This is a genomic window from Gardnerella sp. c10Ua_244, from assembly GCF_055818055.1.
Genome location: NZ_JARFVS010000001.1, coordinates 630,880 through 643,404, shown reverse-complemented (window position 1 = coordinate 643,404; position 12,525 = coordinate 630,880). Strand labels below are relative to the sequence as shown.

11 protein-coding genes are annotated in these 12,525 nt (G+C 43.0%); 3 read left to right on the top strand and 8 right to left on the bottom strand.

Going from position 1 to position 12,525, the window contains the following annotated elements; all coding sequences use genetic code 11:
• The first annotated feature begins 85 nt into the window (after positions 1-85).
• On the top strand, positions 86-928 hold the full coding sequence (locus tag P0108_RS02775; protein ID WP_004108020.1) for an alpha/beta hydrolase: 843 nt from the start codon (positions 86-88) through the stop codon (positions 926-928).
• 174 nt (positions 929-1,102) lie between these two features.
• Here the strand turns inward: P0108_RS02775 and P0108_RS02770 are convergent, their stop codons facing one another.
• The 7 genes from P0108_RS02770 to ptsP all read right to left on the bottom strand — a co-directional run bounded on the left by P0108_RS02770 (position 1,103) and on the right by ptsP (position 9,580).
• Positions 1,103-2,620 carry a formate--tetrahydrofolate ligase gene (locus P0108_RS02770; protein ID WP_473730746.1) on the bottom strand — a complete coding sequence of 506 codons (1,518 nt, stop codon included), beginning with the start codon at positions 2,618-2,620 and terminating at the stop codon, positions 1,103-1,105.
• A gap of 272 nt (positions 2,621-2,892) precedes the next feature.
• A complete protein-coding gene (locus P0108_RS02765) occupies positions 2,893-4,500 on the bottom strand; it encodes a C69 family dipeptidase (RefSeq protein ID WP_473730730.1) in 1,608 nt (535 codons plus the stop codon).
• A 111-nt stretch (positions 4,501-4,611) separates the two neighbouring features.
• A complete protein-coding gene (locus P0108_RS02760) occupies positions 4,612-5,163 on the bottom strand; it encodes a YbhB/YbcL family Raf kinase inhibitor-like protein (RefSeq protein WP_004108030.1) in 552 nt (183 codons plus the stop codon).
• Positions 5,164-5,385: 222 nt separating this feature from the next.
• Entirely contained in the window at positions 5,386-6,918 is a 1,533-nt protein-coding gene (locus P0108_RS02755) for a PTS ascorbate transporter subunit IIC (protein WP_012914509.1), read from the bottom strand.
• Positions 6,919-7,034: 116 nt separating this feature from the next.
• Positions 7,035-7,304 carry a PTS sugar transporter subunit IIB gene (locus P0108_RS02750; protein WP_004104746.1) on the bottom strand — a complete coding sequence of 90 codons (270 nt, stop codon included), beginning with the start codon at positions 7,302-7,304 and terminating at the stop codon, positions 7,035-7,037.
• A gap of 63 nt (positions 7,305-7,367) precedes the next feature.
• The gene (locus tag P0108_RS02745) at positions 7,368-7,817 is read right to left on the bottom strand and encodes a PTS sugar transporter subunit IIA (RefSeq protein WP_288231325.1); all 450 of its coding nucleotides are present in this window, start codon (positions 7,815-7,817) and stop codon (positions 7,368-7,370) included.
• Positions 7,818-7,921: 104 nt separating this feature from the next.
• Positions 7,922-9,580 (bottom strand): phosphoenolpyruvate--protein phosphotransferase, encoded by a 1,659-nt coding sequence (ptsP, locus tag P0108_RS02740; protein ID WP_473730729.1) that lies wholly within the window; start codon positions 9,578-9,580, stop codon positions 7,922-7,924.
• A 273-nt stretch (positions 9,581-9,853) separates the two neighbouring features.
• Here ptsP and P0108_RS02735 point away from each other — a divergent pair, with 273 nt between their 5' ends.
• Both P0108_RS02735 and P0108_RS02730 read left to right on the top strand, forming a co-directional pair.
• Positions 9,854-10,120: an HPr family phosphocarrier protein gene (locus P0108_RS02735; protein ID WP_004108039.1), complete on the top strand. Its 267-nt coding sequence runs from the start codon at positions 9,854-9,856 to the stop codon at positions 10,118-10,120.
• Between the two features lie 99 nt (positions 10,121-10,219).
• Positions 10,220-11,299 carry a LacI family DNA-binding transcriptional regulator gene (locus P0108_RS02730; RefSeq protein ID WP_004108041.1) on the top strand — a complete coding sequence of 360 codons (1,080 nt, stop codon included), beginning with the start codon at positions 10,220-10,222 and terminating at the stop codon, positions 11,297-11,299.
• Positions 11,300-11,311: 12 nt separating this feature from the next.
• On the opposite strand, the gene P0108_RS02725 is transcribed toward P0108_RS02730, so the two are convergent.
• Positions 11,312-12,490 carry a DNA polymerase III subunit delta' gene (locus P0108_RS02725; RefSeq protein ID WP_473730728.1) on the bottom strand — a complete coding sequence of 393 codons (1,179 nt, stop codon included), beginning with the start codon at positions 12,488-12,490 and terminating at the stop codon, positions 11,312-11,314.
• Positions 12,491-12,525 lie beyond the last annotated feature (35 nt).

Here is a 12,525-nt window from a genome sequence, read left to right as displayed (position 1 = left end):
TAAAAGAACGCACTTACAAAGCGAGGTATTTGATTAGAATTATGCTTAGTGTAATTGCAATATAAGCGAAACGAAAAGAGACACTATGAAGATTATAAATCAGAAAATAAAAAGTATAGATGGAAGCGATGCGCAGCTTATTGGGTATATTTTAGACGATAATTTAGATAGCAAAGGCTTGCAAAACCGTCCTGCAATTCTAATTTTGCCAGGCGGTGGCTTCTTGCGCGTATCGAATCGTGAGGCAGAGCCTGTTGCCATGAAGTTTGCTGCAGAAGGATTCCACACTTTTGTGTTGCGATACTCGCTTACTCCAAGCACATACCCAACTCAGCTTTTAGAAGCAGCAGAAGCGATGAGCTTAATTCGCAAAAACGCAAAAGAATGGCACGTAGATGCGCAAAAAGTTGCAATTATTGGATTCTCCGCTGGAGGGCATGTGGCTGCAAACCTTGCAACTAGCGTTAGCGACGAAGTTGAGGAAGCAAACGGGTATGCTGCTGATGACGTGCGACCAAATGCTCTTATGCTCGCATATCCTGTTATTTCTGCTGGGAAATATGCGCATAAGCCAACGTTCGATCGTCTATTTGGAGAAGTTAGCAACGAAGAGCGAACTGAACTTGTCAATAAACTTTCGCTGGAAAATCACGTGGATCGTAAAACTCCACCTGTATTTGTATGGCAAACCATTACTGATCAAACAGTTCCAGTAGAAAATTCAATAATGTTTGTGAACGCTTGCGTTGAAGCTGGAGTAAGTGTTGAAGCGCACCTGTTCCCTAAAGGACCTCACGGCTTAGCTTTGGCAGTTAAAGAAACAGCAAAACGCGACGAAAACGGAAATGTGCTTACTGAATTTGTTCAGCCAGAAGTTCAGCAGTGGGTTAAGCTTGCTTGCGATTGGTTGCATCGCACTTTTGCGTAATTTAACTTCAACTCTCCCGCGTTTGTTCCCTTTTTAACCCATTTGGTAAACAAAGCAAAAACAAAACGTCGCCCACACACCATGATTGATATGTCGACGACGTTTTGTTAATTGCTATTAATAAGTAATTTTAATTAATCTCAATATTTAAGAGAAAATCACACTATTAATATTTCACACTATTTTTGGCATTGGAGTAGTTAGTGAAGATGTGAGATTTACTTGCACAACTCCAGCTCCAGCGTGAACTTCCACTTTCTTCAATGTCACAGTGCGCTCTTCAGCAGACTTATGATCGTCGTCAGTCATAGTTGCTGGCGACTTTACAGCAACAAGCGCGAGGTCATCGAAAACAACTCCAGAATTTGCACACAAATTCTGCGCTTCTTTCAATGAATCAGCAAAACCTGCTTTATCGATCACACGCTCAGTAGGAACACCGTAAGCTTCTGCGCACAGCAAGTTAATTCGCTCCCTAAGCGTCTTTCCACGCCTACTTTCTGGAACTTTCGTTTCAACATCATCAGTTATTGCAGACACAAAATCGTCCAGCTGATTTGCCAAACCATCGCCACCATCGCGGAATAAATTGCCAACAATCGGCTTTCTGAATCCTAAAGACTTAGCTTGTTCCAACAATTCAGGAACTTGATTATCTTCACCTTCCCACAAATTAATCAACGGGAACGTAGGGATATTAAGAGATTCCAAACGAGAAACATGGAATGGGTAACGCCAAGCCAAAGTTTCGTCATCTCGCCAAGTAGTTGCGCGAGTAACTACAACTGCAGCAGCAGGCCACTTTGCACCAAACTCGCGAGCAGCAATATCTAACCACTTTTGAGCACCAGCATCCGTACCATAACCTGCTTCTACAACCACAACATCATGCTCAGCGCAAGCCATTTCAACACTTACAAGGCTTGGAATACCAAGCGAAACGTTCGCAAACGGGCCACAATGAACGTAAATTGGAGAACCATTAATCGTCTCAGTTTTAGCAGGCTTTACAGCGTCGGCAAGAATATTGGTGATTCGCCACAAATCCACAAACTCGCCAAACTGAACAGGCTTACCGTCTTTTGTGCCAGCAATCATTGAAGAAACACGATGAGAAATCTCGTCCATACTGCGCGACAACACTACGATTTGCATGAGCTCGCAAGTTGGCGTCAAAACGACGCGCTCAGGAACAGTCCCCTTGCCAAAATCAACAGCAATGCTTCGCAAAGATCGCGAAGGAACTTCGCTAACTCGAGGAACTAAAATAGTATCAAGGGCACCCTCGTCGACTGCTTTTTCCGCAAACGACACAAGCAAATTCTGCGCGCAAGCAATAGCAGCCATTTCACCACACAAACCCCAGTCAATCAACTCAGGGTGAGAAAGCGAAGACTTACCGCCACCACTTGCACCACCTTTAGAACCAGCAGCTGTAATGCCCATGCTTGGCTGACGAAGAACTGCAGCTGCGTCCACACCTCGCTCACGCAAAGCATCAACCAACGCAATAGTTGTAGTCGTTTTACCTTCTCCGCGAGAAGCTTTCAAAGGAGTATCAGCAGTAACAAGCAGAACTTTACCGCGCTTCCTAGGCTCCTCTGGATGTTGCTTTAAATAATCCAAGTACCCAAAGGCATCAATTTTTTTAACCAAACCGAATGTTGTAGTGTATGAATCAAGAATGCTCATGTACCCCTCTTTCATAGGCATATTGGCACAACTATGCATGCGGATAATGTTAATTACATGATTCATACTATACGATTGTTTGTTCGCAGCATAGGCACCACACGCAATATCTATACGCGCTATTAGCAACGTCTATAGCAAAATAACAAAAGATAACAAAAATGCCTTCCACATGAAATAAAAAGTTCATTTCTTAGGAAGGCATCTGAGTTATTAAATTATTTTCGTAAGTTTTTCCATATCAATTACGAGAAAACTTATTTAATTGCATTTCAGTGATCGGAACGATTAAAACCATTCTTCATACGCATGCTAGTGATGTACAGAACTGTGTCAAGCAAAGAATCGGTTTCTTTCTTCAACTTTGCCGCCATATCGTCATTTGCTTCAGCCAAAGCCTCACGCACTTTATCGTTGCGAAGCTCGGCAATAATAGCTTCGGGATCGCGAACTAAATCATCGTAATCTTCGCCTTCATCACCTTCACGTTCTGGCTCGTAATCAGCCAAATCAACGCCAAGAATATCTGCCACGGCAGCATCCGTAGACTTGACCATTGCGTGACCAAGGGAACCGACAACTTCTTGGTAGCGCTCAATCGCGTTTGCAGTGTCGTTAAATGCGGCATCCGCAAGAGCAGCAATAATGCGATTCTCCCAATAGAAGTTTTCGCTTGTTACGCGAGTAGTCGTATCTTCCAAATACTTTGGAGTGCGATTTACGTTTGGATAGAACGGAATCAAAGAATTGAAAGGATTAGAACCGTAAGTAATCCACTGAATTGCACGCATTGCTTCCGGCATGTAAGGGCGGATTTGCATTACAGCAAGCTCGCTTTGACGGTTAATGCCGATTGGACGCAACATGTGACGAGTATGCTCATCTCCAAGCTTGCCGTAAGGATCATACTCAGTGCCCTGATAGTGAGAGCTCAAAACGTACTTAACGTCTTCAATGGTTACCTTGCGCTCAGGCTGGCGAGCCCAAGGAATATCGTTGCTGTCCGGACGATGATCAGCGTCTTTACCATCCCACACTTCGTCATACGGATTCAAGAAGCGCTCCATGAACCATGCACGAGGAGTGTTGTAAACGTGGTCGGCATCCGAATGAGAGCCGAAAGCGTCGCGAGGATTGAAAGGAGAAGCGTTTTCAACCGACAAATCCAAGTAATTTTCTTCAATAAACTCAAGCAAATCAGCCGAGCACATATGCTCCTCTTGAGTGTCAAAAGCATCATCTAAATCGAACTCGTCAATTCCAAGCTGGTTTGGCATAACAACATAAGCTTCATCCGGCACACGCTTAGCAATCCAATGATGACCACCGACAGTTTCAAACCACCAAATCTCGTTCACATCCGAAAATGCAACGCCATTCATCTCATAAGTGCCGTACTTTTCAAGCAATGCGCCCAAACGCTCAACACCTTCGCGAGCGCTACGAATATAAGGCAAAACAAGCGTTAAGAAGTCTTCTTCACCAATTCCACCCGGCACTTCCGGCTTATAGTCAGCATCCCCAACTTTGCCTTGCGCTTTTTGAAGCTCAACCATTGGATCTGCGCCTAACACACGCTCGTTGGATGTAAGCGTTTCAGTTGCGCTCATTGCAACGTTTGCTTCGTTAACGCCAGCTTCTCCCCAAATTCCTTCGCGCAAGTCTGCGTTTGGCACGCTTGTGTATTGCATTGGATTATCCGGCAACTCAACTGTTACGTGGCTAAGAACAGACTTATAAACGCGAGGTTGATCTTCCGGCTTTACTACCACTAAGCGCTTTGGATTAAATTCGCCATTTGCGGAGTCTTCGTTACGCGCAATAAGCGTAGATCCGTCGTAGCTTGCTTTTCGACCAACAAGAATTGTTGTGCATGCCATATTTGCATCCTCTGTTTTTAGATTTTATATTTTATTTTTAGATTTATTACTGTTTGATTCTAACGCTTAGGCGTTAACTGCTGACCTAATTGGTTGCCCTCGTGCTTGCGTTTAGGCTTTACCAGTAAGGAACATGCCATCAGCATCTACACCTGAAGTTACGTTTCTTACTTCACGCAACAATTCATTCATATAGAATCCCGGTTTAAGGTTTGGCAAAGGCTTTTCTGTACCAAAAACTTCAAACATGTATTCGTGATCTTTATCAGGAGGCTGCGGGCCGTTGTAACGCATAGTAATTGCTGGATCAGTGCAACCAATAAATCTGCTAGCTTGCGAGTTACGTCCTTGAAGCGCTTCTGGAATCATAGAAGTCATCGTGCGAGAAAAATCTTCCGGTATTTGCAAAGCGTGAGAATCGTTAAAATCAAACATTAACGCTTCAACAGGCACGTTTGCAGCAGTCCAGTGAATCCACTCAAAACCGCATACCGGTATTGCGTCGTCGTCAACAAAACGCCAATGCAAATAATGCACGAAAGATGGCAATTTATCTATATAAAATGGAAACGAAACTACTGGAATTCCATTGATTTTATTCTGCTCCGGCGCAGCTTTAGAATAATCGTCTGGAACAGTAGTGAAATCTGTAGAAATATTCATAATTTAAGTATCTACCATTACACAACACTAATCAACTGCGCGAGTAACAAATAAACGCAAACGTTCACGTAATTTAATTGTTCAAGCAGATTGTGACGCTCAAGCAAAAAACACTACAGAAACAACGCTAACTGCATAATTTGACGGTCAATATAAAACGTGCGCCCAGAAAAATCTAAACTGGGCGCATTAACTAAAATGTAATTTTTTACCGTACTCTATTTATTTTGTAACAGCCTCCTCATGAGTTTCAGCAGCCTTAGCTGCCATAGCTGCTTTCTTAGCAGCACGCTCTTGCTTCTTAATTTCTTCAATGAACTCAGCATGCTTTACTGCAGGAAGCCAGCCAGTGTTAACAACCTTAACCTGCCATACCCAAGCCAAGGCAAACAGAATAACAGCAACAATAATCAAGCTTATAGCACCAACGCCAGCACCGAGGTGAGCGAAGTTACCCACAACAGTACCAATCCAACCAAAGTCAGCATCGCCGAAGGTGGAGTTTGCCAAGCCGAAGGAACCCATAACAGTAAGCAATACTGCTGGAAGGAATGTAATAATTAAACCGTTAATAAAACCACCGAGAATAGCACCACGACGACCACCGGTTGCATTACCAAACACGCCTGCACCACCACCATCGAAGAAGTGAGGCACCATTCCTGGGAGAATCAATGCCAATCCCCAAGCTGGACCCATCCAAATTGCAATAAGTCCGAGAGCTACAAGACCTCCAACGAAGGAAGACAAGAAGCCAATAAGAGAAGCATTAGCACCGTATGGGAATACGATTGGAATATCCAATGCTGGACGAGCGCCTGGAACGACCTTGTTAGCAATACCCTGGAATGCAGGAACCAATTCACCTAAAATAATACGAACGCCGTAGAGGATGACACTAACACCAATTCCAAATTGCAAAGCCTGAGCAAAAGCCGCCATGTAGAAGGCACTATAGTCCGTAGGATGAGACGCGAAAATCTTGAAGAGTTCCTTTACTGGCAACACAACCGAAGCCCACACTGCGAATACCAAATACAGCACAACCATCAACAAAGTCGTGGAGACCATTGAATCACGCAAGAAGCTCAATCCCTTAGGGAAGTTGATATCTTCAGTAGACTTAGACTTCTTACCAACAGCAGCACCGACAGCACCAGAAACAATGTAACTTAAGGAGTTAAAGTGACCAATCGAGAGCTTATCGCTACCAGTAATACGGTTCATAAAAGGCTGCGCAAAAGCTGGCAGAACAACCATAACCGTTGCCATAATGACAGAGCCGACAATAACAATAAGCAACTGGTTGCTTGCGCCAAAACCAACGGAAAGAACTAGAGCCAAAAGCATAGACATGAACACCATGTGGTGACCAGTCAAGAATATGTACTTCAGAGGAGTAAAGCGTGCAGCAAGAAGCATAAGAACGAAGCTGAGCACAATAATGTACGCAGAAGTAGCACCGTACTGACCTGCAGCCTGAGCAGTAATAACCTCATTTGTAGGTACAACACCATGAGCACCAGTAGACTTCAAAACCAAGTCGCCAAATGGAGCAAGGGCGCCAACAACAACGCCAGCACCTGCACCCAAAATGAGGTAACCCATAGCAGCCTTTAAGCCGCCTGCAATCACCTGTCCTGCACTACGCTTGAGTGCGATAAGACCGATTGCTGCAATAATACCAATCAAATAAGCCGGCACATTCAAAATCTGCTGACTTATGAAATTTAAAACCTGAACTACAATGTTCATCTTATTTCCTTCTTTTTATTTAGAAAAAGCGAATAGCACATGAAATAACAGTATGACTATGCCAAAGCAGTAAGCACGTAATCAGCATAATCAAACGTTTATTTGTTACACATAATCTATGCGTAACGCTCAAGCACACCCTTCACCTCTTCAACATCCATGAAATTTTCAATTGTTTCTACAGGAGTGGTAGTGCCCTCAAGCTCTGGAGCAAGCTGAGGAGAAGTGAGCACAAGATCATTCATATTGGCAGTACCTTTTGCACTTCCAGCATCGGAAGTAGTAACTGTAACATCAAGACCTAAGTCTGCTGCCGCAGCCTCAACATTGATTTTTAAAAGTACAGACGTGCCAATGCCGTTTCCGCATACACATAGAATATTCATAGATAACCTCTTTCGTTGAGTTGTATTTTTTTAATTTTGCAAAATTAACTAATTCTTTAGTATTTAACTTTTAAGAATTGCGCGAATTTCTTTAGCGTTTTTTGCTTGCGCAAGTTCTCTAGTCTTCACAGGATTAGACAAAGCTGCAGCAACCGCGGACATAACGCCAATATGCTCATTTTCATCGTGACCTGCAAGACCAATTACTAAAGAGACCGGATCGTTGGCAGTGTTACCAAATTTAATAGGCGTACTTAAACGAATCCAGCTCAAACCACTTTTTAACACTGCTTCCGACGGGCGCGAATGCGCCAAAGCCAAGCCTGGGGCAATAACAATATACGGGCCCATTTTCTCAACTGTTTCAATCATCTGATTCGTATATTCATCAGTAGTAAAGCCAGACTCCTTCAAAGCATTGCCTGCAAGACAAATAGCATCACGCCAATCTTTCGCTGGAATATCAAGGTTTACTGCAGAATCCGGAAGAAGCTCATCAATATCAGCACTCATATTTTCTCTTTTCTAAGCATGTTAATTATTCTTGATTATTTCTGATTGGTAATCGAATTTTTAATGTTTTTCGTAATGATCATATTTTGAATTACTCCCTTGGCTTATTCTTGCATGATTGAGTGGTAGAACTTTCCAGCTAAAGCCTCATGAGCTTTAGCTTTAGCTTCATCAAATGTAGTTTGAGCAAGTTCTGCTCGAACATCGTCCAAAGCAACTGGCGTCATAGAAAGCGAGTTAATACCGAGACCTGTAAGAACAATCGCTAAGTCTGGATCTGCTGCAGCTTCTCCACACACTCCGACTGGCATACCATGTGCGTTACCAGCGTCTGCAATCATTTTGATCGCGCGCAACACTGCAGGGTGCCAAGCAGTTTGATAATTAGAAACAGACCCAAGGGTTCTATCTGCTGCAAGAGTGTATTGCGTCAAATCATTCGTTCCGATAGATACAAAATCAGCGACTTGAGCAACCTCCTCGGCAACAAGAGCGATAGAAGGCACCTCTGCCATAATGCCAACCTTTTTAAGACCTTTAGATTTACCAAGTTTTACAAAATATGCTGCTTCATGTTCGTCTGAAACCATTGGAGCCATCACCCATAAGTCAGCATTCGTCACAGCATCAGCACGAGATAATGCCTCCAGCTGATCATCTAGAACATCCATATGCTGTCTTAGAGTACGCAAACCTCGAAGTCCGAGGGCAGGATTTGGTTCATCTTCAGGAGTCAAGAATGGTAACGGCTTATCTGCTCCAGCATCAAGCAATCGAATAACAACTTTCTTGCCTTCAAACTGAGATAGTAACTCTGTATAAGATTCTGTTTGTTCTTCTATACTAGGCGGTTGCTCGTTACCAATAAACAGAAATTCCGTTCGGAATAGACCTACTCCTTCTGCTCCATACTCATGAGCAGTTGCAGCATCTGAGGGCTTTCCTACATTTGCTAAAAGAGGAATCAAATGACCATCTTTTGTACTTCCAGGCAATCCACGCAATTCATGAGCGCGGCTTAAACGCTCACGAGACTCTTTAACATGCGCGATCTCTTCTTCACTAGGACCGCTTATAACATGACCATTAACGGCATCTACTACAACAATTTGATGATTCTTCAGCTGAGAGGCATCGTGTGCTCCAACAACAGCAACAATTCCACGAGCACGAGCAAGAATAGCAGTGTGACTTGTAGGACCACCATCAAGAGTGACAATTGCCTGAACCTTGCTTAAATCAAGTGAAGCTGTATCAGCAGGTGAAAGATCCCTAGCAACCAGCACAAAAGGCGAATCACTTTCCGGCACCCCAGGAGCTTCAACACCAATCAAAGATGCAATAACACGCTGGCCAACATCATGCAAATCTCCTGCACGCTCAGACATGTAACCACCAAGATTACGCAACATGTCTTCAAATTGTGCGAACCCTTCCCAAGTGGCACGTTCAGCTGTTTTCCCCTTATCAATACCAGATTCAATTGCACTTATTAACGCTGGATCCGATGCCATCTGTGCAAGAGCTTGCATAATTGGTGCTGCTTTTCGAGTCCCCTCATCCTTTGCTTCAAGAGCCTCACTTGCACGATGGTTTAGGTCTTTATTTACTTCATTTAAAGCATTTTTAACAGCCTTTTTTGCATCCTCAGCCAACACACTAACAGCACGAGGAGAATCCTCTGGCTCATGCAAAGCAGGTGCCATACACAATACTTCACCATATGCCATCGAGCGCCCAATGCCAACACCAGTGATTACCATACTTAAAACCCTCCTTTAGGTTTAGAAACTTTATTACGGCCGCAACGCCGCATAAGCATTTCTTGTAGGTAAACGTTTCTTACTAATGAAACTATACACCATTAAAAACGTTGTTACAACAAGTGAAAACGTTTTCTGTATTTTTCAATTAATTATGCTACACTTAATGTTGAAAATAGCAAACAAAAAACCTTAAGAAAAAATATGGTTTGCTTTTATATGAAAAATAAAAATAAAAGCAGAATTTGTTAATTATTATTCAAAGGAGAAAAAATGGCAATTGCAACTCGTACTGTTACTATTGAAGACCCAGTTGGAATACATGCTCGCCCAGCGTCAGAATTTTCTCAAGCCGCGATGTCCTCAAATTGCATTGTAACGATTGCGAAAGGCGAAGGTACCCCTGTAAGTGCGAATAGCATTCTTTCAATTATGGGATTGGGTATTACTAAAGGAGATTCAATCACAATTACCGTTGATGGTGAAGACGCTGAAAATGTAGCTAACAATCTTGTCGATGTAGTCACGAAAGGCGAATAATATAAATAAATAAGTGTACATAAACTGACAAATAAATAATATTCAATTTGCGGTGCTGTTTACCAATAATTACAGCACCGCACTTATTCGGGGGCAAATATGACAAATCAAACTAATCAAAACGCCTCCATAACTCATGTAGCAGCTCTTGCAAAAGTTTCAATTGCAACAGTATCTCGTGTACTTTCTGGTAGACGAGCCAAAGATGACGATATTGCAAAACGCGTAAGAAAAGCTGCAGAGCAGCTTAATTATTCAGTAAATTATGCAGCAAGCGCATTAAGAAGTGACACAACTAATACAATCGGCGTAGTAATAGGCACAAGCAACGTAGATGATTCATTCAGTGTAAATATGCTTTCTGCATTGGATGAAGCAGCTCATGAAATAGATAAAATACTTCTTGTTGGAACTGGAAAAGACGCAGAAGCTCAAGAAGAACGCATAGAAGAGCTTATCGGTCATAATGTTGACAGTCTTATTGTCATGCCATCTAACAATAGTGATTTAACAAAAACACTTGAAAACTACGTTGACAATCTTCCCATTGTGCAAATTGGTGGCACTGCTACTTCATTCCACGTCAATTGGGTTGGCATGGATCAAGAATCAATGATGGAAGCTGCTTTAATACATCTTTCGCATCACGATGCCCATAATATTGCTTATTTAAGTGGAAATGTTGACTCCACACAAAGCGCAAACCTATTTGCCAATTTTCAGACTGCTGCAAGCCGATTAAGTTTACTTTCTGAGCCAGATTGGACAACTTTTGGAGAACTTACTTATCAACGTGGATTCAAGGATACAATGCGGCTTTTTTCTGATTCTACTGCTAAGCAATCTCGCAAACCAGACGCTGTTATTTGCGCAAATGACGCTGTCGCACTTGGAGCACTTCTAGCTTTAGATGAGCTTTCTTTGCAAGTTCCGCAGGATGTTCTCGTAATAGGTTACGGAGATAGCAGACAGGCAGAAATATCTGAACCAAAGCTTTCTTCAATCCGTCCTCCGTACCAGCAAATTGCACGCGAAGCAATCCGCCTAACCGCTGTCAACAAATCAGAGCAACATTGGTTACCTGCACATATGGAGTTTAGACCAGAAATCATGCGACGCGAATCAACAAATTCACCAAGAATAGGCACAAGCGATATGTCACTTCCGTGGAGGATATGATACTTTTGCATTTTATTGACTTTGCAAAAGTGAGCAAAATAGCGCTTCAAAAACAAGAGTTGCGTTACCATTTCTCGAAAGCCGACGACGAGCAGTAGCAATACTGTCAACGCAATCCAAGGCTCTACTTGCTGTCATGCTTTGTGCCAACTGGACAATTCTAGACTTGTATTCCTGATTTATAATTGGCGAAGACTTTTGCGCGTCATTAACAACAACTAAAACATCTCTATACACACTATCGATTGCGTCAAGAGAACGGCATAACACGTCACGGCTTACACGAGTTACTTTACGTTTTACATCATCCTTTTTTCCAATTGCATTGTAGCTTGCGCGCAATTTGGGCGGAATGCGATCCTCATCGCCTAATCCGTTAATCCTGCGAAATTCTTTCTGTTGAGCCTCAACATTTCGTTGAACCTCATCTTCTGCTTGTGCTTTTGCATCGTCAATAAGCATTGCAGCAAGCATAATTGCGTCGGCAGCATCATGCATACGAAGCAATCCTGCAACAAGCTCATCTCGCCTACTTAAAGCACGCTCATCGCTTGCGTAAATAAAAGCAGTTGCTATATTTCCTTGAGAAAGCCTGGCTGCACGACTCGCTAGCTTATTATCCGCATCCGTCTTTTTAGTAAGATATTCTGCTATAGACTGCTCGTTTGGAGTAGCTAATTGCACAAGTTGTGTGCGCGAACGAATTGTTGGAAGCACATCCATAACACTTGAAGCGCATAAAAGCCAAATCGTATGTTCGCTTGGCTCTTCAATCTCTTTAAGAAGAACGTTCGTGCTACGTTCCAACATTCGGTCAACATCTTCAATAATTATGATTCGCCAAGGAGCAGTGCTAGGCATCTGCTCAGAAATCCCAATTGTCTCACGCACATCGTCAATGCTAAGAGTTACGCCTTTTGTTGCAAGCGTATGCACATCAGGATGCGATCCTGCTAAAACTTCTTTGGCAGTTTTACTAAGCTCACCTTCGCCACTAATTCCATCACTATCTTCTCCATGATCCGGACTTTCGAGAGCTGCAGCGAAAGCGCGCGCAACTTGCGCACTACCGAATCCAGCAGCTCCGCAAATCAGCCAAGATTGCGCTATTTTACTAGCGTCCGCACAAGCAATTTTTCGCAATCGCGAAACTACCTGTTCTTGTCCAATAACGCTATCCCACACACTCATCGCTTCACCCCCTACATAGCTTCTCTACTTCTTCA